At 67.8% G+C, this 23135-nt stretch carries 21 protein-coding genes; 7 read left to right on the plus strand and 14 right to left on the minus strand.

The annotated features are described in order from the left end of the window. Positions 1-57 precede the first annotated feature (57 nt). Positions 58-1521, plus strand: a complete 1464-nt coding sequence (locus AC5Y6X_RS04160) for a wax ester/triacylglycerol synthase family O-acyltransferase (RefSeq protein ID WP_499984750.1) — start codon at positions 58-60, stop codon at positions 1519-1521. Here AC5Y6X_RS04160 and AC5Y6X_RS04165 read toward each other — a convergent pair. Next, positions 1451-2275, minus strand: a complete 825-nt coding sequence (locus AC5Y6X_RS04165) for an LmeA family phospholipid-binding protein (RefSeq protein ID WP_499984751.1) — start codon at positions 2273-2275, stop codon at positions 1451-1453. The two genes, AC5Y6X_RS04160 and AC5Y6X_RS04165, sit on opposite strands and share 71 nt — an antisense overlap. A 25-nt stretch (positions 2276-2300) precedes the next feature. Further along, positions 2301-3725, minus strand: a complete 1425-nt coding sequence (locus tag AC5Y6X_RS04170; RefSeq protein ID WP_499984752.1) for a WS/DGAT/MGAT family O-acyltransferase — start codon at positions 3723-3725, stop codon at positions 2301-2303. A 152-nt stretch (positions 3726-3877) separates the two neighbouring features. On the opposite strand from AC5Y6X_RS04170, the gene AC5Y6X_RS04175 reads away from it, so the two are divergent. From AC5Y6X_RS04175 to AC5Y6X_RS04185, 3 genes are all read left to right on the plus strand, one after another. Further along, positions 3878-4942: an alpha/beta hydrolase gene (locus AC5Y6X_RS04175; RefSeq protein ID WP_499984754.1), complete on the plus strand. Its 1065-nt coding sequence runs from the start codon at positions 3878-3880 to the stop codon at positions 4940-4942. Between the two features lie 88 nt (positions 4943-5030). Beyond that, positions 5031-6671 (plus strand): flavin-containing monooxygenase, encoded by a 1641-nt coding sequence (locus AC5Y6X_RS04180; protein WP_499984755.1) that lies wholly within the window; start codon positions 5031-5033, stop codon positions 6669-6671. Positions 6672-6713: 42 nt separating this feature from the next. Further along, positions 6714-8291, plus strand: coding sequence for an FAD-binding protein (locus AC5Y6X_RS04185; RefSeq protein WP_499984756.1), 1578 nt, complete (start codon positions 6714-6716; stop codon positions 8289-8291). On the opposite strand, the gene AC5Y6X_RS04190 is transcribed toward AC5Y6X_RS04185, so the two are convergent. Together AC5Y6X_RS04190 and AC5Y6X_RS04195 are read right to left on the minus strand one after the other, a co-directional pair. Beyond that, positions 8274-9104, minus strand: coding sequence for an SDR family oxidoreductase (locus tag AC5Y6X_RS04190; RefSeq protein WP_499984757.1), 831 nt, complete (start codon positions 9102-9104; stop codon positions 8274-8276). The genes AC5Y6X_RS04185 and AC5Y6X_RS04190 overlap by 18 nt on opposite strands. A gap of 113 nt (positions 9105-9217) precedes the next feature. Further along, positions 9218-10138, minus strand: a complete 921-nt coding sequence (locus AC5Y6X_RS04195; protein WP_499984759.1) for an enoyl-CoA hydratase — start codon at positions 10136-10138, stop codon at positions 9218-9220. Between the two features lie 177 nt (positions 10139-10315). Between AC5Y6X_RS04195 and AC5Y6X_RS04200 the strand changes: the two genes are divergently transcribed. From AC5Y6X_RS04200 to AC5Y6X_RS04210, 3 genes are all read left to right on the plus strand, one after another. Further along, a complete protein-coding gene (locus AC5Y6X_RS04200) occupies positions 10316-10480 on the plus strand; it encodes a hypothetical protein (protein ID WP_324673525.1) in 165 nt (54 codons plus the stop codon). Next, positions 10481-11974, plus strand: a complete 1494-nt coding sequence (locus tag AC5Y6X_RS04205; protein WP_499984761.1) for an alpha,alpha-trehalose-phosphate synthase (UDP-forming) — start codon at positions 10481-10483, stop codon at positions 11972-11974. Between the two features lie 81 nt (positions 11975-12055). Further along, positions 12056-12634 (plus strand): hypothetical protein, encoded by a 579-nt coding sequence (locus AC5Y6X_RS04210; RefSeq protein WP_499984763.1) that lies wholly within the window; start codon positions 12056-12058, stop codon positions 12632-12634. Between the two features lie 13 nt (positions 12635-12647). Here the strand turns inward: AC5Y6X_RS04210 and AC5Y6X_RS04215 are convergent, their stop codons facing one another. Genes AC5Y6X_RS04215 through AC5Y6X_RS04260 form a run of 10 tightly spaced genes read right to left on the minus strand, consistent with a single transcriptional unit; the run spans position 12648 to position 23080 of the window. Next, a complete protein-coding gene (locus AC5Y6X_RS04215; RefSeq protein WP_499984765.1) occupies positions 12648-13157 on the minus strand; it encodes an Rv1363c family protein in 510 nt (169 codons plus the stop codon). Next, positions 13158-13838, minus strand: a complete 681-nt coding sequence (locus AC5Y6X_RS04220; protein WP_499984767.1) for an Rv1363c family protein — start codon at positions 13836-13838, stop codon at positions 13158-13160. Positions 13839-13850: 12 nt separating this feature from the next. Continuing rightward, positions 13851-15575: a virulence factor Mce family protein gene (locus AC5Y6X_RS04225; protein ID WP_499984769.1), complete on the minus strand. Its 1725-nt coding sequence runs from the start codon at positions 15573-15575 to the stop codon at positions 13851-13853. A 10-nt stretch (positions 15576-15585) separates the two neighbouring features. Further along, the gene (locus AC5Y6X_RS04230; protein ID WP_499984771.1) at positions 15586-16740 is read right to left on the minus strand and encodes a virulence factor Mce family protein; all 1155 of its coding nucleotides are present in this window, start codon (positions 16738-16740) and stop codon (positions 15586-15588) included. Beyond that, complete coding sequence (locus AC5Y6X_RS04235) at positions 16737-18128, minus strand: virulence factor Mce family protein (RefSeq protein ID WP_499984772.1); 1392 nt, start codon at positions 18126-18128, stop codon at positions 16737-16739. The genes AC5Y6X_RS04230 and AC5Y6X_RS04235 overlap by 4 nt, the downstream gene beginning before the upstream one ends. After that, positions 18125-19189, minus strand: a complete 1065-nt coding sequence (locus AC5Y6X_RS04240) for a virulence factor Mce family protein (protein WP_499984774.1) — start codon at positions 19187-19189, stop codon at positions 18125-18127. The genes AC5Y6X_RS04235 and AC5Y6X_RS04240 overlap by 4 nt, the downstream gene beginning before the upstream one ends. Next, the gene (locus AC5Y6X_RS04245) at positions 19179-20231 is read right to left on the minus strand and encodes an MCE family protein (protein ID WP_499984776.1); all 1053 of its coding nucleotides are present in this window, start codon (positions 20229-20231) and stop codon (positions 19179-19181) included. Before AC5Y6X_RS04245 ends, AC5Y6X_RS04240 begins: the two co-directional genes overlap by 11 nt. Beyond that, positions 20231-21433: an MCE family protein gene (locus AC5Y6X_RS04250; RefSeq protein ID WP_499984778.1), complete on the minus strand. Its 1203-nt coding sequence runs from the start codon at positions 21431-21433 to the stop codon at positions 20231-20233. The genes AC5Y6X_RS04245 and AC5Y6X_RS04250 overlap by 1 nt, the downstream gene beginning before the upstream one ends. 17 nt (positions 21434-21450) lie before the next feature. Continuing rightward, positions 21451-22296 (minus strand): MlaE family ABC transporter permease, encoded by an 846-nt coding sequence (locus AC5Y6X_RS04255; RefSeq protein ID WP_324673504.1) that lies wholly within the window; start codon positions 22294-22296, stop codon positions 21451-21453. A 19-nt stretch (positions 22297-22315) separates the two neighbouring features. Further along, positions 22316-23080 carry an MlaE family ABC transporter permease gene (locus AC5Y6X_RS04260; protein ID WP_324673502.1) on the minus strand — a complete coding sequence of 255 codons (765 nt, stop codon included), beginning with the start codon at positions 23078-23080 and terminating at the stop codon, positions 22316-22318. Positions 23081-23135: the final 55 nt, after the last annotated feature.

Raw genomic sequence — 23135 nt, forward strand, 5'->3', positions numbered from 1 at the left:
CTGCGCGGCGAGGCGTTCAATATCTCCGACAGCACATGGATTTGGTGAGGTGGCCCGATGCGACGTCTCAACAGTGTCGACAACATGTTTCTCAAGCAGGAGAACGACACTCAACCGCAGCACACGATCAAGGCCGTGGTGCTCGATCCCGCCGCGGCGCCCCAGCCGCTCACCTTCGACGCCGTCCGCGCGGTGGTGCCCGCCCTGGTGGCCAAGGTCGAGCCGTTGCGCTGGCAACTGCTGCGGCCGCGGCTGGGCGGTCGGCCGTGGTGGATCGAGCGTCCCCGCGTCGACCTCGACTACCACGTTAGGTACGCCAAAGCCGAGGCGCCCGGCGGTGACCGTGAGCTGGCCGCGCGGATCAGCGAGATCGTCTCGGTCGGGCTCGACCGCGGCCGCCCCGCCTGGCAGTTGTGGTATGTCGACGGGCTGGCGGACGGCCGCATCGCCCTGGTCTTGAAGCTTCACCACGCGCTGGCCGACGGCCTCGCGTCGGTGCGGCTGCTCGAGACCATCTTCAGTGCCGACCCCGGCGAACCGCTGCCCACGGCCGAACGGGCATTGGTCGACGAGCAACCGCCCGGCACCGCAACCTGGCTCCGGCTGGTCGCCGTCAACGAGGGCGCGGCGCTGCTTCGATTTCCCCGGGTGTTGATGCGCTCGGCCCGCACGATCGAAACCGGCCGCCGGCGCCGCAAGGCCGGCCGGCCCGGATTCGCCGAGGCGTTCGCAGCGCCCGGCACCCGCTTCAACGAGCCCTTCACCGCCCAGCGTCAATTCACCTATGTCTCATGCGATTTGGACACGATCAAGGAGATCAAGACCGCATTCGACGTGACCCTCAACGACGTCTTCCTCGCTGCGTGCAGCGGCGCTATCCGCTCCTATCTGGACCGCCACGGCGAGCTGCCCGCCGAATCGCTGACGACCGTTGTCCCGGTGGCGATTCGCCCGCCCGGCGAGGAGGTGGACTGGGGCAATCAGGTAACGATCTGGAGCGTCTCGCTGGCCACCGACGTTGCCGATCCCGTCGAACGGCTCGAGCGCATGGCCGCCAACACCCGCGCGGCCCGGGACGTGCACGCCGAGCGCGATCTCTGGCTGTTCGCGGACTGGATGGACTACTGGCCGTTGTTCTGGTTCTACGGCCGCGGGCTGCCGCTGCTGGGTGCCCGGACGCGCCGACGACCCACCTACAGCATGACGGTCTCGAACGTCCCGGGGCCGAAGCAGCAGCTGTACTTCGGCGGCGCGCCGATCGAGAAGATCATCTCCGTTGGTCCGATCATCTACCCGTACGGACTGAACGTGACGGGCTGGAGCTATCGCGACGCGATGGTCATCGGGATGCAGGCCTCGAAGGATCGGGTGCCCGATATCGGTGAGCTCGCCGAGGCCATCCCCGAGGCCCTCGCCGAGCTCGCCGCCCTGGCTGCCGATAGGCGCGCGCTCACTCGGAGCTCCTCCGCAACGACGGCCACGCCAGATCCAGCGCTCCCGTCCGCTGGCTCAAGTAGCTGATGATTTCCTCTAAATTCCTCAGCGGCAACTCAATTCGCCACTCCGGCAGCAGCCCGGACAGCCGCACCGAATCGGCGTCGAAGTCGACGCCGGTGACCAGGAGCCCGCGCGGCAGGTCGGGCAGCCGAACCGGGTAGCCGGGAACGCGTCGCGACAACGCCCAGCGCTTGCGCCGGGCGACCAGCGCGCGCGGCCTCAACCACAACGTCGATCCGACGGGTTGAACGTCGACCTCGAGGCTGCCCAGGGTGGGGCGGCGCGCCCAGTGCAGGGCGGCCGTGCCGTCGGCGCGCAGCTCACCGCGCAGCTGCGGCGCGACGCTGCGCAGGACGGCGTCGACGGCGTCCGGCGGCAGCGCCAACGACAACTCGACCGGCGCGGCCACCAGCCGGGGCGGCACGCCCGGACGGATGTGCACGTTGCGCAGGACGGCGGTGGCGCGCTCGAACCGGTGGTCGCCAAACCGCATGTCGCGCGCCGCCAACCGGATCTCGCCGAGCTGACCGACGGCCAACCCGCGCGGGTCCAGCGGCGAGTCGAAGTCGGTGATGACCAGTGTGACGTCTTGGTCGCCGACCCGGGCCCGGATCTCCCTGCCGACCAGGAGCCGCTGCAGCGTCGTGAACACCGAACGGTAGGGCACCACGGCGCCGACACCGACCGAGGGCAACCCGGTCGACGACCACATGGACGTCAGCATGTCGAGCGCGCGGAAGGGATCCTCCCAGCCCAATCGGGGCACCCTGGGCGACATCGGAGCCCGCCGACCCCCTTCCCTGCTACTCACCGGTGGAGCGCGCGCGTGCCCGCCTTCGGGTGGGGCGCGCGGCGGCCACCATTTCATCCAACTCCGCCGCGGCCCCGGACATCAATTCCCACGCGTCGTCGACCAGTGCCGGATCCACCTGGACGCCGACGTCGACGAACTCCCCGTAGCTGAAGACGGTGACGTTCATCCCCATGCCCATGGTCAACGGGCCGACCGTGAAGATGTGCTCGATCCGCGCGCCGGCCAGATAGAGGTGCGACGGCGGGCCCGGCACATTGGACACAATCAGGTTGGTGCTCAACGGCAAACGCTGCTCGAGCTTCCCGGCCCGATACGAGTGGAACAGCAGGCTCAACAGGAACGGCGGGGCAATGTCGGTGATGCCGACCGTTTGCTTCTTCACCATCGCCTCGGCCAGCTCCTTCGCGCTGTTCATGCTCGCGTGAATAGCGGCCAACCGGGCGACCGGATCCTCGATGTCGGTGGCCAGCGACGCAACCATCGGATGAACCAGGTTGCCGAGTTCGATGTCTTCCGGCATGCGCGTCGACATCGGGACGCTGGCGAGGATGGGCTGCTCGGGTAGCTCGCCCCGCTTGATCAGGTAGCGGCGCAGCGCCCCGGCGACGACATCGAGGATCACGTCGTTGACCTTGACGCCGAAATGATTCTTGACCCGCTTGACATCCGCTAATGGCAGTGAGCGGTAAGCGAATTCGCGGTGCGTGCCGATGACTCCGTTGAGAATCGTTCGGGGCGCGCTCATCGGCCGCGGCGGGGGGTCGCTGCGTCGCTGGTGGCCGATCGTCGTCACCGCTCCGCTCACCGTCTGGCCCGCGAACTGCGCCAGCCTGGGTCCGGTCGTCAGGGTCGACACCGCGCCGCGGGCGAGCAGTTCGATGCCCCGCCGCGCGCGCTGAGGCTGCTCTTCGGGCGCCTCGGCCCGCGGCCCGGCCGGCACGGCTTGCGTGTCACACAGAACGTCGGACAGGCCGGCGCCCGAAACCCCGTCGACCATTGCGTGATGAGTCTTGGCGACGAACGCGACGTGACCGGACTCGAGGCCCTCGATGTACCAGCTCTCCCACAGTGGCTGATGCCGGTTGAGCGGACGCGCCAGTATCTCGCCGACGACGGCTGCCAGCTCTCGTTCGCCGCCGGGCGCCGGAAGCGCGATGTGATGGACGTGTGCGTCCAGGCTGAACCGGGGGTCGTCCACCCACACCGGCCGGTCCAGCCGCAACGGCACCTCCTGGATCCGGCGCCGGAACTGCGGCAGGTACGGCAACCGGCTTTTCAGGTGGTTTCGCACGGTGTGGTAGTCGAAACCCGTTGCGTCACTGGGGTCCAGGATCATCAGGCCAAGGGTGTGCTGGGGCCACGCCGTGCCTTCCATCGACAGGAAGAAGGCGTCCATGCCCGACAGTCGCTTCACGAACCTGCGCTCCGTTCACTTGGTGTCGCGCAAACATACAGCCGTTCCCGGGCGGGTTGCCGGCGCTATCCCGATCAATGAGACGGTGCTTCGCCGGTGCCGGCACGACGCTTTAACGTGCGTCGGGAATCGGGCAAGCGAAGGAGGCTCGCGTGCAGACGGTGTCGAGCTACGCCAGAAGGGTGGCGGTGCGGGCCAGGGGGCTGCCCGATCGGGCGATCCTGGCCGTCGTCCGCACTCGTCGGCCGAAGGCGTCGCTGCCGCCCGCCGAACGCACGGCTTCCGAAATCGCAAGGGCATCAGCACTGTTCGACGAACGTGCATGGTCGTCGGATCCCGCGTCCTACCATCGCACACCGCCGCCGCTGAGCGACGGCGAGCTGACCGTGCGGGGCGGGTATTTGTGGCCCCGGCATCAGGCGGTGACTTTCACGTCCGGATTCCGGCCGCGCAGCGACGAACCGGGGGCGGACCGATGGCCCGCCGACACGCCCAACGACACCGTCGTGGTGCGGCTGCTTCGCCACCCGGCGCCGGGCCGCCCGTGGGTGGTGTGCCTGCACGGCTTCGGCCAGGGCGCGTCGCGCTTCGACCTGACGACGTTGTGGGACAACCACTTTCACGCAGTGCTCGGTTTCAACGTGGCTGTCCCGGTGTTGCCGTTTCATGGACCGCGAAAGTCCCCCGGCTGCGACCAGTTGCTGTCGATGGATCTGCCGATGACGCTGCACGGCATCAGCCAGGCGATCTGGGATGTCCGACGGCTGCTCGGCTGGATCAGGCACCGCACCGGGGCGCCGGTCGGCGTGTATGGCCTGTCGTTCGGCGGCTATCTGGCGACCCTGCTGGCCGGGCTGGAGCCTGTCGACACTGTGGTGGCCGGCATCCCGTTCACCGACGTGCTCGGGTTGATGGCACACCACCGCGCACCGCCGGACTACCTGCCGATCCTGCGCGGTGGCGCCGCCGAGAACGCGTTCCGCGTGGTGTCCCCGCTCGCGCTCACGCCTCTGGTGGTGCCGAATCGCCGGGCCCTGTTCGCCGCCCGCAGCGACCGGTTCATCCCGGCGGGCCAATCCCTCGCGCTGGCGCAGGCGTGGGACGGATCGCCGGTGCGCTGGTACAGCGGCGGACACACCGGCTACCTGTTGTCACGAGAAACCAAGGCCTTTGTCACCGGCCTCCTGCACGGCGCGCTGTGTTCGCGCGAGCGATGATCCGCTCAGCGGGAGGACGGCTGTCGTTGCTGCCGGCCGGGTCGTAGCGTCCCTGGCGGGATCGTTGCCGACCAGAAAGGCCACCGACGTGAACGCCACGGCACCACCGACCGCGACGAGCGCGCCGTCGACCGCAGACGTTGTCGTCGTCGGCGCCGGTTTCGCCGGGCTCTACGCGCTGCACCGGTTCCGCGGCGACGGCCTGACCGTGCGGGTGTTCGAGTCGGCCGACGACGTGGGCGGCGTCTGGTATTGGAATCGCTACCCGGGCGCGCGTTGCGACGTCGAAAGCGTGGACTACTCCTACTCTTTCGACGACGATCTGCAGCAGGAATGGGAATGGAGCGAGAAGTACGCGACCCAGCCCGAAATCCTGCGGTACCTGTGCCACGTCGCGGATCGTTTCGACCTGCGCCGCGACATCACGTTCGGCACCCGGGTGACCGACATCGTGCTGGACGAGGGCAGCTTGCGGTGGGAGGTCCGCACCGACGCGGGCGACCGCGTGTCGGCACGGTTCGTTGTGCTCGGTGTGGGCCCGCTTTCCAACGCCAACATCCCGGCGATCGAGGGCCTGGACTCCTTCGCGGGCGCCGTCTACCACACCGGCCGCTGGCCGCACGACGACGTCGACTTCACCGGTAAGCGTGTCGGCGTGATCGGAACCGGATCCTCTGGGATTCAAGCGATTCCGTGCATCGCGCAGCAGGCCGCGCAGCTGCACGTCTTCCAGCGCACGGCCAACTACAGCGTGCCCGCGGGCAACGTCCCGCTCGAGGACGAGACCGTGCGCGAGCAAAAGGCGACCTATGCCGAACGGCGCCGGCTGTCGATGCTCAGCGGCGGCGGTTCACCGCACACGCCGCACCCGAAGTCGGCGCTCGAGGTGTCCGACGACGAGCGGCGAGCCGCCTACGAGAAGCGTTGGCAGCTGGGCGGTGTGCTGTACTCCAAGACGTTTCCGGACCAGATGTCGACCATCGAGGCCAACGACACCGCGCGCCTGTTCTGGGAGGAGAAGGTTCGCGCGGTGATCGACGACCCGGCCGTCGCCGAGCTGTTGATTCCGAAGGACCACCCGATCGGCACGAAACGGATCTGCACCGACGACAACTACTACCAGACCTTCAACCTTCCGCATGTGAACCTGGTCGACATCAGGTCCACCCCGATCCAGCGGATCGACGCCGGGGGCATCCACACGTCGGACGCCTACTACCGGCTGGACGCGCTGGTGCTCGCCACCGGATTCAACGCGATGACCGGATCGGTGCAGAAGATGAACATCGTAGGCCGCGACGGCCGGACGCTGAACGAGGCCTGGGCGGCGGGTCCGGTGACCTATCTCGGCCTGGGCGTCCCCGGCTTCCCGAACCTGTTCAACATCGCCGGGGCCGGCAGCCCGTCGGTGCTGGCGAACATGGTGTTGCACGCCGAGCTGCACGTCGATTGGATCGCCGACGCCGTCGGGTATCTGGACACCCACGGCGCCGTTGCGATCGAGGCTCGTCCCGACGCGGCGGCCGACTGGGTCAGGGAATGTTCCGACCGGGCGGCCGAAACGCTTATGCCGCGGGCGAACTCGTGGTACCTGGGCGCCAACATTCCCGGCAAGCCGCGGGTGTTCATGCCGTTCGTCGGCGGCTTTGGGGTCTACGGGCAGATCATCGCCGATGTCGCGGCGGCCGGCTACAAGGGATTCGACGTCCTCGAACCCACCGCGGAATGAGCAGTCCCACCGGCGCCGGCGCTACGGGTGGAGGATGGACCCATGGTGAGCTGGATCGACGAATGTGACGTGCTGGTGGCCGGGTCGGGCGCCGGCGGCGTCACGGGCGCGTACACCGCGGCGCGCGAGGGGCTCGACGTGATCCTGGTCGAGGCGACCGACAAGTTCGGCGGCACGACCGCCTACTCCGGCGGCGGCGGCATGTGGTTCCCGTGCAACCCGGTGCTGGTGCGCGCCGGCACGGACGACACGATCGAGGACGCGCTCGAGTACTACCACGCGGTGGTCGGCGATCGCACGCCACGCGAGCTACAGGACACCTATGTGCGCGGCGGCGCGCCGCTGATCGAGTACCTCGAGCGCGACGAGGTCCTGACATTCGACGTGTTCCCCTGGCCCGACTATTTCGGGACGGCGCCGAAGGCGCGATCGGATGGTCGGCGACACATCATCGCCAAGCCGTTGCCGGTGTCCGAGGCTCCGCAGCTGCGGGACCTGGTGCGCGGGCCGCTCGACGCGGACCGGCTCGGCGCGGCGCAGCCGGACGACTACTTCATCGGTGGCCGCGCGCTGATCGCCAGGTTTCTCAAGGCGATTCGGCGCTACCCCTCGGCTTCGCTGCGGCTGAACACCGCCCTGGTCGAGCTGGTGATCCACGACCATGCGGTGATCGGTGCGATCGTCGAGAACGACGGGAAGCGCCGCGCGATCCGTGCCCGCCGCGGTGTGCTGCTGGCCGCCGGCGGCTTCGAGGGCAACGACGAGCTGCGCCGCAAATACCGTGTGCCCGGCGAGGCCCGCGACACGATGGGGTCGTGGGGCAACCTCGGCCGGGCCCACGAGGCCGGCATCGCGGTGGGCGCCGACACCGATCTGATGGACCAGGCGTGGTGGTCACCAGGGCTGACCCACCCGGACGGGCGCTCGGCATTCGCGCTCTGGTTCACCGGCGGCATCTTCGTCGACCAGGACGGCCGGCGGTTCGTCAACGAGTCCGCCCCGTACGACCGGGTGGGCCGCGAGATCGTCGCACGGCTGGAAGCCGGCTCGATCACGTTGCCGTATTGGATGATCTACGACGACAAGGAGGGCCCGCTGCCGCCCGTCAAGGCCACCAACGTGGCGATGGTCGAGCCGCAACGCTACGTCGAGGCCGGACTGTGGCACACCGCCGACACGCTCACGGAGCTGGCCGCGAAAATCGGTGTGCCGGAACGGAATCTGGAAGCCACCGTGCGGCGATTCAACCAGTTCGTCGCCGACGGTGTCGACGCGGATTTCGGGCGCGGCGACGAGCCGTACGACCGGGCCTTCTCCAACGGCCAACCGCCGCTGGTCTCGATCGACCGGGGTCCGTTCCACGCGGCCGCGTTCGGCATCTCCGACCTCGGCACCAAGGGCGGGCTGCGCACCGACCCCTCGGCGCGGGTGCTCGACACGTCCGGCAGGCCCATCCCCGGCCTGTACGCGGCGGGCAACACGATGGCCGCGCCGAGCGGCACCGCCTACCCCGGCGGCGGCAACCCGATCGGCACCAGCATGCTGTTCAGCCACCTGGCCGTGCGGGACATGGCCCGGAACCGTGTCGATGCGAAAGGCGCCTCAGACCACTCCGCGTAGCGCGTCGGCGCCGAACGCGGGTTCCAGCATCGCGGAGAAGTCGGGTCCGCGGCGCAGGATGTGGCCGCCGTCGACGTTGATGCACTGCCCGGTGATCCAGCTGGCCGCGTCGCTGAGCAGGAACATCGCCAGGTTCGCGACGTCCTCGACCTCGCCGGGCCGGGGCAGCGGCGTGCAGCTCGCATAGTCGGAGCTCAGCTGCGGCGACTCCATGATGGGTGCGACGAGCTCGGTGCGGATCAGTCCCGGCCGGATGCTGTTGACCCGCACCCAGGACGCGCCGAGCTCGTCGGCGGCCAGCATCATCATGTGGTCGACGGCCGACTTGGTGACCCCGTACGCGCCGAACCAGCGGTGGGTGTTGCTGGCCGCGATCGACGAGATCCCGACGAACGACCCGCCGCCGCCGCGCACCAGCTCACGCGCGGCGTGCTTGAGCACGTACATGGTGCCGTTGACGTTGAGGTCGACGGTGCGCCGCCACGCCTCCGAGTCGATCTGGGTGATCGGCCCGATGGTCTCCGACCCGCCCGCGCAGTGCACGACGCCGTGCAGTCGGCCGTGCCACGCCGCGGCGGCATCGACCGCGCGGGCGGCCTCGTCCTCGTCGGTGATGTCGGCGGGCTCGTACCGGACGGCGCCGCCGGCCCGCAGCGCTTCGATGTCCTTGACGGCGGCCGCCAGCCGATCGGGGTTGCGGCCGACGATCATGACGGACGCCCCCGACGACACCAGGCCCGCGGCGACGCCCTTGCCGATTCCGCTGCCACCGCCGGTGACCAGATACGTCCGGTCTTCGAAAGAAAGCTGCACGAGAGCATCGAACCATGCGCGAGCCGAGCGCCGAATGTGGGGCCTACGTACAAAAACTGCCTCGAATTTGTCCGTAAGCCACACGCTCGCTAACTCAGACGGAGGAGGCCCCGCTACGGCGTATCGCGGCGGGCCACCTGCGTCGGCTTCGCGCTGCGCCAGTCCTCGACGTCGGGCGGCTGGCCGACCGCATACCGGTTCTCGTTGTGGGCGGCCCAGTGCGCATGCCCCAATTCGTGGATGTGGAACGCGTGCCGTAGTGCCTCGGTGAACCCCATCGCGTCGGAGGCGGCGTTGACCGAGTCCTTGACGAGCAGCGCCGCCATCGTGGGCCGGTCGGCGATGCGCCGGGCGAATTCCAGAGTCTTGTCGGCCAGCTCGTCGACCGGGAATACCTTCGACACCATGCCGAGCCGATAGGCCTCGTCGGCGTCCAGCGCATCACCGGTCAGCAGCAGTTCCTTGGCCTTGCGCGGGCCGAATTCCCAAGGGTGACCGAAGTATTCGACGCCCGGCATGCCCAGGCGCACCGCGACCACATCGCTGAACTTGGCGTTGTCGGCGGCCACGATCAGGTCGCAGGCCCAGATCAGCATCAGGCCGGCCGAGATGGCGTTGCCCTGTACCTGGGCGATGGTGATCTTGCGCAGGTCGCGCCAGCGGCAGGTGTTTTGGAAGAAGTAGTGCCACTCCTGCAGGTAGATCTTCTCCGCGATGGGGTCACGGGTCCCGCCGTTGATGCGGAAGCTCGGCAGCCGCTTGCGCTCGGCGATGGCCAGCTCCGAGCCCAGGTCGTGGCCGGCGGAGAAGTTCTTGCCGCGCGCCGCCAGGATCACCACCCGAACGGCGTCGTCGGCCTCGGCGCGCAGGAACGCCTCGTCGAGCTGGATCAGCAGGCCGCGGCTCTGCGCGTTGTGCGCTTCGGGCCGGTTGAGCCAGATCCGGGCGATGCGGCCCTCGTCGAGGGTTTCATAGGAAACCAGCTCATCGGCGCCGGCGCTGGCCGCGGCGTCGGCTTGCTCGGAGAGTGTCATTGCGCCCACCTCATGTGCATTGGTTGTACGTTCCGCATTGTTTACACATTACGGCCAGTGTGTAAGCGGCGCGGCGGCGGCTCGAAAAGTCCTGGCAAACGACTCGTGACCGCACCCGAGCCAAGTGACCTGGCGAGACGCCTGCGGGCAAAGATTCGCATCGCATAGAGTTATGTCATGCCTACGAAATCTGACCCTGGCGAAATCGGCGATGTGGAGCCGCTGGCCGACAGCACCGCGCGCCAGGCCAGGCGAGTCGTCGCAGCGTATGCCAACGACGCCGACGAATGCCGCATTTTCTTGTCCATGCTCGGTATTGGACCGGCGAAACTCGACACGTAAATGGCTTCCCGGGGAGGCCAGAACTCGAAAAGTAGGCACTACGGGGATTCGGACTTCGTGGTGGTCGCCAATCGGCTGCCCGTCGATCTCGAGCGGCTCCCCGACGGCAGCACCACGTGGAAACGCAGCCCCGGCGGACTGGTCACGGCGCTGGAGCCGCTGCTGCGCCGGCGGCGCGGGGCCTGGGTGGGCTGGCCGGGCCTGGTAGCCGAGCAAGCCGACGACGCCGTGGACGTGGCCGACGAGCCCATCACCCTGGACGAGCTGCAACTTCATCCGGTACGCCTGTCCGCCGACGACGTCGCCAAGTACTACGAGGGCTTTTCCAACGCCACGCTGTGGCCGCTGTATCACGACGTCATCGTCAAGCCGATCTACCACCGCGAGTGGTGGGAGCGCTACGTCGACGTCAACCGCCGCTTCGCCGAGGCCGCATCACGCGCCGCCGCCGAGGGCGGCACGGTGTGGGTCCAGGACTACCAACTGCAACTGGTGCCTAAAATGCTGCGCACCTTGCGGCCCGACCTGACCATCGGTTTCTTTCTGCACATCCCGTTCCCGCCCGTGGAGCTGTTCATGCAGTTGCCGTGGCGCACCGAGATCATCGAGGGCCTGCTCGGCGCCGACCTGGTGGGCTTCCACCTGGCCGGCGGCGCCCAGAACTTCCTGTTCCTGTCGCGGCGGCTGGTCGGGGCCAGCACGTCGCGGGGAGCGGTCGGCGTGCGGTCGCGGTTCGGTGAGGTGGCGCTGGACTCCCGCACCATTCGGGTGGGCGCCTTTCCCATCTCCATCGACTCCGGGGCGCTCGACCACGCGGCGCGCGACCGCAACATCAGGCGCCGCGCCCGCGAGATCCGCGCCGAACTCGGCAACCCCCGCAAGATCCTGCTCGGCGTCGACCGGCTGGACTACACCAAGGGTATCGACGTCCGGCTGAAAGCCTTTTCCGAGCTGCTCGCCGAGGGCCGCGCCAAACGCGACGACACCGTGCTGGTGCAGCTGGCGACGCCGAGCCGCGAACGCGTGGAGAGCTACCAGATCCTGCGCAGCGACATCGAACGCCAGGTCGGCCACATCAACGGCGAATACGCCGAGGTCGGTCATCCGGTGGTGCATTACCTGCACCGCCCGGTCCCGCGCGACGAACTGGTGGCCTTCTTCGTGGCCAGCGACGTCATGCTGGTCACGCCGCTGCGCGACGGGATGAACCTGGTGGCCAAGGAGTACGTGGCCTGCCGCAGCGACCTCGGCGGCGCGCTGGTGCTGTCCGAATTCACCGGTGCCGCGTCCGAACTCCGGCAGGCCTACCTGGTCAACCCGCACGACCTCGAAGGCGTCAAGGACGCGATCGAGGCGGCCATGAACCAGCCGGTCGAAGAGGGCCGGCGCCGGATGCGCGCGCTGCGCCGCCAGGTGCTCGCCCATGACGTGGACCGCTGGGCACGGTCGTTCCTGGATGCGCTCGCCGAGGCCAACCCGCCGGCCGCCAAGTAGCGCGGGAGAACCCATGGTGTTGCCACCCGAACGCTGTGATACTCGATGCAGCAGTGAGGCAAGGCCCGAAGGGAGGGCACTGTGAAGCTCCGTCGCGGACTGGCCGCCGGCGCCGGCATCTTCTCGGCGGTCGCAATCGGGATCGCGCTGGAGTCGGGTGACCCGGCGCACGCCGTGGGGCCGCCCGCGGACGGCAACTACACCTACAACGAGGCCGGGGTGTCGGGGGTTACCTGGACGATCACGGCGCTGTGCGATCAGCCGTCGGGAACCCGCAACATGAACGACTACTCCGACCCGATCGTGTTCGCGATGAACTGCGCCCTCAACGTCGTGAGCTCGACGCCCGAACAGATCAGCCGCGCGGACAAGTTGCAGAACTTCAGCGGCCGGGCGCGCTACTCGAGCATGCTGTGGACCTTCAAGGTGGACAAGCCCGACGGCGTGTCATGCCCGGGCGGCGGCACCGCGCCGTCCACCGAGACCTATTCGTTCAGCGACGAGAACATGAGCGGCACCCACACCAGCCTGCACGGCCCCGTCTGCGGGATGCAGCCGGAGATGAAAAAGCAGCCGTTCTCGTTGCAGATGAGCGGGCCGCCACCCAGCCCGATCGAGCGTTACCCGTTGTACTGCAACGGGATTGCGATGTGCTACTGAACGTCGGCCGGTGCTAGATCGGCGTGATGTAGGCGATCAGCCACTGCTTGCCGACCTTCTTGAAGTCCACGCGCAGCCGGCTGCCGTCGTAGAGCGGTTGGCGTGACTTGTCGGTCACGGTGCGGTTCATGTAGACCATCACCGACGCCGAATCCCGCTTGGCGCTCATGACTCCCACGCCGACGACGTTGGCCTGGACCACCACCTCGCGCTTCTTGGCCTCGGGAATGATCTGGGTGTTGGCGCTCTTCTGAAACTCCTGGCGATATTCGGGGGTCAGCAGCGGGTAGGCGGCGGAGAGGCTGCGCTCGACGGTCTGGTAGTCGTAGGCGAACACCTCCGGGATCTCCTTGGAGGCCAACTTGGGCAACACCGCCCGCGCCGCCTCCTCGCCGCGGGTCTGCACCCGCTCCCAGTAGAACCAGCCGCCCGCCGCCGACAACCCGACGACGGCCACCACCGCCAGGTAGCCCGCGGCGAGCAGCAGCCACCGCAGGACGCGGGCCCGGCGCGACCGAGCCATCTAGTTGCCCCCGTCGGGATACTTCAGGTCGTAGCCGGTCATGTGGCCCCGCTCGTCCTCGTGCACGATCACCCGCAGCCGATACGGCATGGACGGCTTATTGACGCCGTCGATGTCGGCCACCGTGACCCGCACCGACACCAGCACCGAGGCGTTGTCGGTGACCGAGTCGATGCCCTCCAGGGCGGCGCCGTTGATGACGGCCTCCGACGTGGCATTGGTCGAGCGGAAGATGCCCTTGAGGTTCTCGATGTTGTTGTTGGCGCCGAGCATGCCGCGCAGCGGGCCGCTGGTGCCGTTGTAGAACCGGTTCACGCTCTCGTCGATGTTGTCCTGCTTGTAGCTGAACATGTTGACCACCGTCTGCGTGGCGGTGTCCACGAAGCGCTGATCGCGGGCTTGTGCGGCCTCGGCGTGGCGCTGCTGGACGAGCATGATCGCCAGCCCGCCCGCCAGCGCCGCGATCGCCACCAGCGCGGCGGCGGCCGCGATCCATCCGACCAGGACGCGGTTGGGCTGCCGTCGCGGCGGCGGCTTGACCGGCTTGAGGGTCGTGACAGGTTTGGCGGCCGGCTTCGGCTCGGCCGGAAGGTCGACCGTGGCGGCCTCGCCCGACGTGCCCCTCGCCGGGCCCGCCGCCCGCGATGCACGCCGGCGAACGCGTTGCGTCGTCTCAGTCACTACCCGTTCCCACTAAAGAGGCCTTGGATCAAGCATGAGGTCCACCCAATTCTCAGCGCTGGATGCGCCGCTGGCGCCGGGCGCGAAAATACCAGTGCCGCCCGCCGGGTCCACAAAGGCTCCCGTGCGCTGGTCGTAGGTGGCGTAGGCCGGGCCGCTGGCCTGCGGTTGACCGGGCGGCGGCGGCCCCCACGGCTTCTCCGGCCCCGGGCCCGCCGGCGGAGGATTGATCCCCTCCGGCGGTGCCGGGGGCGGCAGCCACTTCGGATACGGCAGCTGGGGCGGCACCGGCGGCACCCCGGGCGGCTGCCACGACGTGAACGGCGGCGGCGGCCCGTTGTCGTTGGGCGGCGGCGGGGCGTAGGCCGGCTGGTGGTTCGGCAGCGGCCCCGGCCCGGGGACCACACCGGGTGGGGGCGGCCCGACGATCGGAGTGCCCGGATCGGGTTCGGCGCCCGGCGGGATGTACGGGAACTTGTTGGGCGGCAACGTGTTCAGCCCGTTCGTCACCGGCGTGTCGTAGGGCACCGGCGGACCGCGCCACGGGTTGCGGCCCACCGGCACGTAGCCCTTCGGGTCGCGGCACAACTGGATCGTCGGTGCCCGTTTGCCGGGGAACTCCTGGCAGGGATAGTTACGGGCGCCGCGCACGGTGCTGGGGTCGTTCTGGGCGACCTTGCAGTACATGTCCTTCGGGAGCTCGCGCACCGTCTCGTCGGCCGGTGTCCGCATCAACGGCGGGGGCAGGAAGCCGACGGCGCACGGTGGCGGGTCGTTCAGGTCGAGCTTGAAGTCCAGCTTGGCGCCCTCGTCCTGCGGGGTGCCGCCGGCGGCGGTGGTGATCGCGGCGAACAACGCGGGCAACACCACCAGCAGCTGTTCGATCGACTTGTGGTAGATCACGCCGACCCGGCCGAGGTTGGCCAGGCTGGCCGCCAGCGCCGGGAACGACGGGCGGATGCCGGAGAACGCGGTGCTGGCCTCGTCGGTCGCGCCCGGGGCGGTGGCCAACGTGGAGCGCAGCTGGGGGTCGGCCTGGCGCACCTCGGAGGTGAACCGCGCCAACCCGTCCGACAGCGACTTGATGTCGGCGCCGGCGCGAATCTGGGCCTGCAGGAACGGGCCCGCCTGATCGATCAACTCCGAGACTTGCGGATAGTTGACGTTGGCCTCGTCCACCAGCAGCCGGGCGGACTCGATCAGCCGGGCCAGTTCGGGCCCTGAGCCGTTGGCCGCGACGAACGTCTCGTGCAGCAGCTCGCGCAACCGGGTGTCGCCGAGGCTGTTGACCAATGTCTCCGCCCGCTTCAACAGGTCGGCCACGTCCTGGCCGATCCGGGTGTTCTGCCGCTCGATGCGAGATCCGTTGCGCAACTTGACCGATGACGGGCTGCTCGGTGGCACCAGGTCGATGTACTGCTCGCCGACGGCCGACACGCTCTTGACGGTGGCGGTGACGTTCGACGGGATGGGTGTGCCGCTGTTGAGCCGCATCTCGGCCGTGACGCCGTTGGGGTTGAGCCCCACCGATTCCACCCGGCCGACCGCGACGCCCCGGTAGGTGACGTTGGCGTTCTTGTACAGCCCGCCGCCCGCGACGAAGTCGGCGCTCACGCCGTAGGTCCCGATGCCGAACGTGGCCGGCAGCCGCAGGTAGAAGACCGCCATGACGGTCAGCGTGATCGCGGTGATCACCGCGAATATGGCGAGCTGGACCCTGGTCAGTCTGTCGATCATCTGCGCCGCCCTACTGCCCTGACGCCGTGCCGGGCGGAATCTTGAACGGGTCGGCCGCCTGCCCGGACAGGTTGGCCATCTCGCCGGTCAAGAAATCGGGCGGGTTGAGGATCTCGTTCATGTGGGCCATGTTCGGGTCGAAATACGCTGTGGTGAAGAACGTTTCACCGATCCGGCGCAGGGTGAGGTCGAAGGTGGTGAAGACGTTGAGGTAGTCGCCGCGCACGGCCTGCTTGATGCCGAAGTTGGGGAACGGGAACGTCAGCAGCAGCTGCAGCGAGGTGACGAAGTTCTTCCGGTTGTCGTTGAGGGTCTTGGCGACCGAATACAGGCCCTTGAGGTCCTCGGCGAAGTCCACCTTGGTTTTCGCCAGCACGTTGGAGGTCACCAGCGCCAGCTTCTTCAGCGCGGCGAACGCTTCGACGATATGCGGGCGATTCTTGTTGAGCACGCGAAGCGCCTCGGGCAGGGTGTCCAGCGCCCGGCCCAGGTTGTCCTTGTCGCGCGCCAGGGTCGCGGAGAAGCGGTTCAACCCGTCGACCGCATCGATGATGTCGTTGACCTGCCGGTTGAGTCCGGCGGTCAGCTCCGCCAGCCTGGGGACCAGGTCGACGAACTGGTCCTGTCGGCCGGCGAAGGCCTGGTAGGTCTCGTCGGTGATCTCTTCCAGCGCACCGAGATTGCCCTTGTTCACCACCACACCGAGGGCCGACAGCACCTCTTCGGTGGTGGGATAGCGGCCCGTGTTGGCCTCCGCGATCGTGGACCCGCCCTTCAGCCTGCCGGTGGCCGGCTTGCCCTTCGGGGGAGCCAGGTCGATGTGCATCGAACCCAGCAGCGACGTCTGGGCGACCGTCGCGGTGGCGTTGGCCGGCAGTACGACGTCCTTGTTCAACGCCAACTTCACTGCGGCATAGAAGGATCCGTCGGCCCGCTGCTCGGCCGAAATGCCGGAGACGCTGCCGACGGTGACGTCGTCGACCATCACCGGCGAGTTCTGCGGCAGCGTCGCTACGTCGGGCATCTCGACGGTGACGGTGTACGCGCCGCTGCCGTGACCGGCCGTCCCGGGCATCACCAACGAGTTCAGCCCGCCGAATTGGCAACCGGCCAGCAGCACGCTGCCCGCCGCTAAAGCGCTGCCGCGCAACCAGATCCGATTCATCCGCCACCGGCCTGATCGGTCGGCGCCGGCGGGCCGGGCGCGTTCGGCGGGGGGCCGGGCAGCGGACCGAACGCCGAGCCCGGCGGGGGACCCGCTTGCGGCGCGGTCGGAAGAAGCAGGCTCTGCAGATCCGCAGGGTTCGCCGCCGGCGGCGCCGGGTGCGCACCCTGCGCCGGTATCCAGGTCAGCTGCGGAATCGGGGTCGCCGCCTTGGCCTGGGTCTCCGGGGTGTCATAGATGATCTGGCCCTTGTAGGCGGTGATCGTGTTGAGCGGGTGGAACATCACCGGCGGATAGTTCACGGCGAGGCGGCGCAGCACCGGGCCCAGCCTCTCGCGACAGAGCTCGGCGCGCCTGAAGTAGTCGGGCGCCTCCGGGCCGCCGGCGGTCTCGAAGGAGCCGCCGCAGATGAATTGCACCGGGTTGGCGAACTCCGGTATCGACAATAGGCCGTTCAGCGTGCCCTGGGCGGGGTCATAGATGTTGTAGAAGTTGGCGATACCGGGGCCGGCGACGTGCAGCACCTGCTCGATGTTGTCGCTCTGGTCGCTCAGCGTCTGCGCCAGGTCGTTGAGGTTGTTGACCGTATCGATGATCGTCGAGTTGTTCTCGTGCAGGAATCCCCGGATGTCCGAGAGCGCCTGGTTCAGCGTGCCCAGGGTGTTGTCCAGGTGGCGCGAGCTGTCGGCGAGCACCTGCGACACCGACGCGACGTGCCCGGCGAACTGCACGATCTGCTCGTTGCTGTTCGACAGCGCGTTGACCAGCACCTGCAGGTTCTTGACGGTGCCGAAAATGTCGCTGCGCGAATCCCCCAGGCGCCCAGCGGCTTGCGACAGTTCACGCAACGCGTTGTGGAACGACTCGCCCTTGCCGTCCAGCGTGTCCGCGGCCTGGTTGATCGCCCTGCCCAACGGCCCCTGCGCCGACGCCGTCGTCGGACCCAGCTGCACGGCCAACTGCGTCAGCGCCTGCTTCACCTCGTCCCACTCCACCGGGACCGCGGTGTGATTCAGGTCGATGCTTGCGCCGTCGGGCAGCGCCGCGCCGCCGGTGTATGACGGGGTGAGCTGAATGAACCGCGCCGACACCAGGTTCGGCGAGATGATCACGGCCTTGGCGTCCTTGGGGATCTTCACGTCCCTGGACACCGACATGGTGATCTTCACGTCGGAGGGCCGCGGTTCGATCGTGTCGATCGAGCCGACCGGAACGCCGAGGACGCGCACCTGATCCCCGGGATAGAGCCCCACGGCGGAGGTGAAGTAGCCGACGACGGTTCGGTTGTTGGCTTGCGAGGAAAGCACATACACGCCCCCCACCGACACCGCGACCAGCGCGATGACGGTGGCGTAACGCAGCCCCCTGCTGCCGGCGATCCTTCTCATGGCGATTTCGGCCTGATGATCCAGCGTTCCTGAATCAACCCGCGCAGGTAGTCCGACAGGCTGGCCGGCAGCTTGCCGGGCTGGTAGAAAAAGTCGAAGACCATCGCCATCATCGGCGCGGGAAGCACGCTGAACACGTTGACGTTGAATCCCGGTCCGGACCCGACCACCTCGCCGAGTTCGGTGGCGTAGGTGGGCAGGCGTTTGAGCGCCTCGGTGATGTAGTCGCGGCGTTCGTTGAGGTTGCTCAGCACCGAGTTGAGCTTGTTCAGGGCCGGGCCGAACTCCTTGCGGTTGTCGGCCACGAAACCCGAGATCTGTTCGGACAGACCGCTGATGCCCGAGATCAACTGCCCCAGCGCGGCGCGGCGCTCGTCGAGCGCGGCGAACAACTCGTTGCCGTCGTTGACCAGCTTGTTGACCTGATCGGCGCGCTGCGACAGCACCGCCGTCACCGACTTCGCGTGCGCCAGCAGCCCCTGCAGCGCCTCGTCGCGGCGGTTCAGGGTGCGCGACAGCGATGCCACGCCGTCGAGCGCTCCGCGCAGCTCCGGGGTGGCGTCGCGCAGCGTATCGGTGAGCACGTTCAGCGACTGCTCGAACCGCGGCTTGTCCAGATCGTTCGCGTTGTGACCCAGATCCTCGAGCGCGCCGGCCAACGTGTACGGGGTGGTCGTCCGGCTCAGCGGAATGGTGGTCGCCTTGCCGGAGCCCGCCGGGGTCACCGAGATCGAACGCTCGCCGAGGATGGTGTCGGTGCGGATCGCGGCCAGTGACTGGTCACCGACCGCGACGTGCCGGTCCACGCTGAACGTCACCTTGGCGCTGTCGCCGGCCAGGCCGACGGAGGACACCTTGCCGACCTTCATACCCGAGACGTAGACGGAGTTGCCCGGCGAGATGCCGCCGGCGTCGGTGAAATAGGCGTCGTACGTCTTGCCCTGCGGCCAGAACGGCAAGCCGGCGTAGCCGAATGCGAGCAATACGACGCACACCACCAGCACCACGCCGAAGATGCCGGTGCGCAGGGGGTCACGTTCACGCCTTGCGTTACTTGGCAAAAGCGCACCTCCCCTTGCTCGGATCCACCTGGCCGCCCATGGGTATCAGGATGTCGCTGCCGGCCGGTCCGTTGATCTTGATCGACACGGAGCAGAAGTAGATGTTGAAGAACGACCCGTACGCGCCCAGCGCCGCAAGCCGCAGGTAGTCCTCGCCCAGTTGCTCGACGTCGTTGTTCACCTCGGCCTTTCGGTCGTCCAGCTCGGTCGCCAGCGGCCGGGTGTTTTCCAGGATGCCCTGCAGGGGCCGGCGCGAATTCTTCAGCAGCTCAGTCAAATCCGTCGTCGTCGACGCCAGCGGCGGAATCGCTCCGGCGATCGCGTCGGTGTTCTTGGCCAGCCCGGTGATCAACTGCTGCAGCTGGTCGACGCTGGCGGAGAACTGCGCGCTTTTTTGGTCGACGGTTCCCAGCACCGTGTTGAGGTTGGTGATCGTGTCACCGATCAGCTGGTCGCGCTGGCCCAGCGCCGTCGAGAAGGCGCTGGTGTCGGCCAGCACGTTCGACAACGCTCCGCCCTGGCCCTGCAACAGCTGGATGACCGCGCTGCTGATGGTGTTGACCTTGTCGGCGTCCAAACCCTTGACCAGTGGCCGCAGCCCGCCCAACAGCGCATCGAGATCCAGGGCGGGCTGGGTGTGTTGGGAGTTGATGGTGCCGCCGGGCGCCAGCTTTCGCAGTTCCCCCGGGCCCGAGGTGATCTCCAGGAACCGGTCGCCGACCAGGTTCTCGTACCGGATCACCGCGCGCGTCGACGAATACAGCGTGTAGCGCCGGGCGACCCCGAACGCCACGTCGACGGTGTTGTCCGGGTTGAGCTTTATGCCGGTCACCGAACCGACCGGCACCCCGGCGATGCGCACCTTCTGGCCGGCCTTCAACTTCGTCACGTCGGTAAAGGTTGCGTGGTAAGTGTTTTCGTCGCCGAAGCGGAAGTCGCCGAAGATCACCACCAGGCCCGACGCGACGATCAGCATGGCCACCGCGAAGATGCTGACCTTGATCACCATCGACCGGTGCGACGGCATGCCCGACGCCGCCATCAGAAGTCGTCCCGTTCCGCGAAGGAGCCGTGGAACAAGAACTGCAGCGTCGAGGGCGCGTCGAACTGCAGCTCGGTGAACGGCTCGTACGGGATGTTGGCGTTGTCGGTGACCAGGAACGGCGCGCGATAGAACGACCCGCCGGTCTGCTTGGTCGGAATGTCCGGCAGGCCGCGGCAATTCGGGCCTCCGGAGGCGTTGACGATCGGCAGCGACTCCGGATAGGTATACGACGGCGCACCCAGCACGAAGCTCGACGACGTGAACAGGCCCGCCTTGCGGACACCGAGCAGGGGGGCGAATTCCTTGATGCCGCGCTCGATTCCGGCGAACAGACAGCCGAATTCCGGCGAGTAGTCGTGGGCGACCTTGATCGGCGCCCGCAGTCGGTTGATGGCGTCGATGAAGTTCTGCTCGGCCGGCTCCAACGTCTCATAGGCATTGTTGGCCAGGCCGATCGTCGCCAGCAGCGTGTCGTCGAGGTTGTGCTGCTGGTCCACGACCGTCCGGTTGATCGTCGGCAGGTTGTCGATGATCGTGTTCAGGTCGGGCGCGGCGTCGGCGTAGTTGTTGGTGACGATGCCGGTCTTGCGGAAGTCCTCCTGCAGGGCGGGCAGCTTCGGGTTCGCTTGCCGCGTCAGCGTATTCAGCCCCGACAGCAGGGAACCGAAGTCGTCGCCGTGCCCGCGCAGGCCCTCGGCCAGCGCGCTCAGCGTGCCGTTCAGCTCGACCGGGTCGACCTTGTGCAGGAGGTTGATCAGCGACTGGAACAAGGTGTTGACTTCCAGCGCCACCGCCGACGCCTCGACCTGCGCGTCCGGGCGCAGCGATGTCGGCGAGGGCGTCGGGGGCGGAATGAATTCCACCGACTTGGCCCCGAAGATGGTGTTGCCCGCGATGTGCACCGTCGCGTTGGAAGGAATGAAATGCATCTGGTCGCTGTTGATGGCCAGCGTCAGCCGGGCCTGGTCGTCCTTGTAGGCGATGTCGGACACCTTGCCGATCTGGATGCCGCGGTATTTGACCTTGGCGCCCTTGTCCATTACCAGCCCGGCCCGTTTCGACCACACGGTGACGGTGTCCGTCGAGGCGAAAGCCGCCGTGTAGGACAGATATGTCAGAGCGGTGAATGCCACGATCAATCCGGCCAGCAGCGCTGCTGCCAGCCGGACTGTGCTGCGTCGCGATTCGCCTTCTGCCATGTCTTGTGAGCGGCCCCTTATCCGGAGAGGTTGAAGTTACCCGACGCGCCGTAGACGGCGAGCGAGATGAACAAAGTGATGACCACCACGACGATCAGCGAGGTCCGCACCGCCTGGCCGACCGCGATGCCGACGCCGACGGGCCCGCCGTGCGCGTTGTAGCCGTAATAGGTATGGACGAGCATCACCGCGATGGACATCACGATCGCCTGCAGGAACGACCACAGTAGGTCGGACGGTATGAGGAACGTATTGAAGTAGTGGTCGTAAAGTCCCTTCGACTGCCCGTTGATGTACACCGTGGTGAAGCGGGCGGCGAAGAACGCGGCGAGCACCGACAGCGAGTACAGCGGGACGATCGCGATGAGGCCGGCGATCAGCCGGGTGGACACCAGGTAGGAAACCGAGTGCACCGCCATGCATTCGACGGCGTCGATCTCCTCGGACACCCGCATGGCACCCAATTGGGCGGTGGCGCCGGCGCCGATCGTGGCCGCCAACGCGATGCCCGCGATCACCGGGGCGACGACGCGCACGTTGAGGAATGCCGACAGGAACCCGGTCAGCGCCTCGATGCCGATGTTGCCCAGCGACGAGTAGCCCTGCACGGCGATGACGCCGCCGGAGGCCAGCGTCAGGAAGGCCGCGACCCCGACCGTGCCGCCGATCATGACGAGAGCGCCTGCGCCCAGCGTCATCTCGGCGATGTTGCGGATCGTCTCCCTGCGGTACCGGGTGAGCGCGTTGGGGACGTAGCGCAGGGTTTGGCCGTAGAACAACGCCTGCTCACCGAAGTCGTCGACCGGGCCCTGCAGCACCCTCGACACCGCGTTGCGCAACCGGTAAGTCACGTCGTAGCTCATCGGTTGCTCACTCGTCCCATCACTTCGCCGTGATCCGCACGCCGATGGCGGTCATCACCACGTTGATGACGAACAGGCAGATGAACGCGTACACGACGGTTTCGTTGACGGCGTTGCCGACGCCCTTGGGCCCACCCTTGACCGTCAGGCCTCGGTAACACCCGACGAGCCCGGCCATCACGCCGAACAGCAGCGCCTTGACCTCGGCGAGCACCAGCTCGCGCAGCCCGGTGAGCACGGTCAGCCCGTTGATGAACGCGCCCGGGTTGACGCCCTGAAGAAAGACGGAGAACACGTAACCGCCGGACAAACCGATGGCGCACACCAGCCCGTTGAGCAGCAGCGCGACCACGGTGGACGCCAAAACCCTTGGCACGACGAGCCGTTGGATCGGGTCGATGCCCAGCACCCGCATCGCGTCGATCTCCTCGCGGATGGTGCGGGCACCCAGGTCGGCGCAGATCGCGGTCGCACCGGCGCCGGCCACGACGAGCACGGTGACGACCGGGCCCAGCTGGGTGATGGTGCCGAACGCCGTTCCGGCGCCGGACAAGTCGGCCGCACCGATCTCGCGCAGCAGGATGTTCAGGGTGAACGCCACCAGGACGGTGAAGGGGATGGACACCAGCAGCGTGGGGACCAGTGACACGCGGGCGATCATCCACGTCTGGTCCAGGAACTCGCCGAATTGGAAGGGCCGCCGGAAAGCCGCGCGGCCCGTGTCGATCATCATTTCGAAGAAGCCGCCGACGGCGCGAGCCGGGACCGCAAGTTGTTGCCTCAACTTACGCACCCCCCTCTGCTGCTCGCGGCGAAGCCTACGTTTCGCCTTAGCGCGG

It is taken from the genome of Mycobacterium sp. NGS26, from assembly GCF_059813025.1.

Excerpts from the sequence above, each read along its gene's own strand:
- AC5Y6X_RS04165 (WP_499984751.1), bottom strand. The coding sequence starts at position 2,275 with ATGTCGCCCAGGGTGCCCCGATTGGGCTGGGAGGATCCCTTCCGCGCG.
- AC5Y6X_RS04215 (WP_499984765.1), bottom strand. The coding sequence starts at position 13,157 with ATGGCTCGGTCGCGCCGGGCCCGCGTCCTGCGGTGGCTGCTGCTCGCC.
- AC5Y6X_RS04230 (WP_499984771.1), bottom strand. The coding sequence starts at position 16,740 with ATGAATCGGATCTGGTTGCGCGGCAGCGCTTTAGCGGCGGGCAGCGTG.
- AC5Y6X_RS04255 (WP_324673504.1), bottom strand. The coding sequence starts at position 22,296 with ATGAGCTACGACGTGACTTACCGGTTGCGCAACGCGGTGTCGAGGGTG.
- AC5Y6X_RS04195 (WP_499984759.1), bottom strand. The coding sequence starts at position 10,138 with ATGACACTCTCCGAGCAAGCCGACGCCGCGGCCAGCGCCGGCGCCGAT.
- AC5Y6X_RS04235 (WP_499984772.1), bottom strand. The coding sequence starts at position 18,128 with ATGAGAAGGATCGCCGGCAGCAGGGGGCTGCGTTACGCCACCGTCATC.
- AC5Y6X_RS04225 (WP_499984769.1), bottom strand. The coding sequence starts at position 15,575 with ATGATCGACAGACTGACCAGGGTCCAGCTCGCCATATTCGCGGTGATC.
- AC5Y6X_RS04185 (WP_499984756.1), top strand. The coding sequence starts at position 6,714 with ATGGTGAGCTGGATCGACGAATGTGACGTGCTGGTGGCCGGGTCGGGC.
- AC5Y6X_RS04160 (WP_499984750.1), top strand. The coding sequence starts at position 58 with ATGCGACGTCTCAACAGTGTCGACAACATGTTTCTCAAGCAGGAGAAC.
- AC5Y6X_RS04205 (WP_499984761.1), top strand. The coding sequence starts at position 10,481 with ATGGCTTCCCGGGGAGGCCAGAACTCGAAAAGTAGGCACTACGGGGAT.
- AC5Y6X_RS04200 (WP_324673525.1), top strand. The coding sequence starts at position 10,316 with ATGCCTACGAAATCTGACCCTGGCGAAATCGGCGATGTGGAGCCGCTG.
- AC5Y6X_RS04245 (WP_499984776.1), bottom strand. The coding sequence starts at position 20,231 with ATGGCGGCGTCGGGCATGCCGTCGCACCGGTCGATGGTGATCAAGGTC.
- AC5Y6X_RS04250 (WP_499984778.1), bottom strand. The coding sequence starts at position 21,433 with ATGGCAGAAGGCGAATCGCGACGCAGCACAGTCCGGCTGGCAGCAGCG.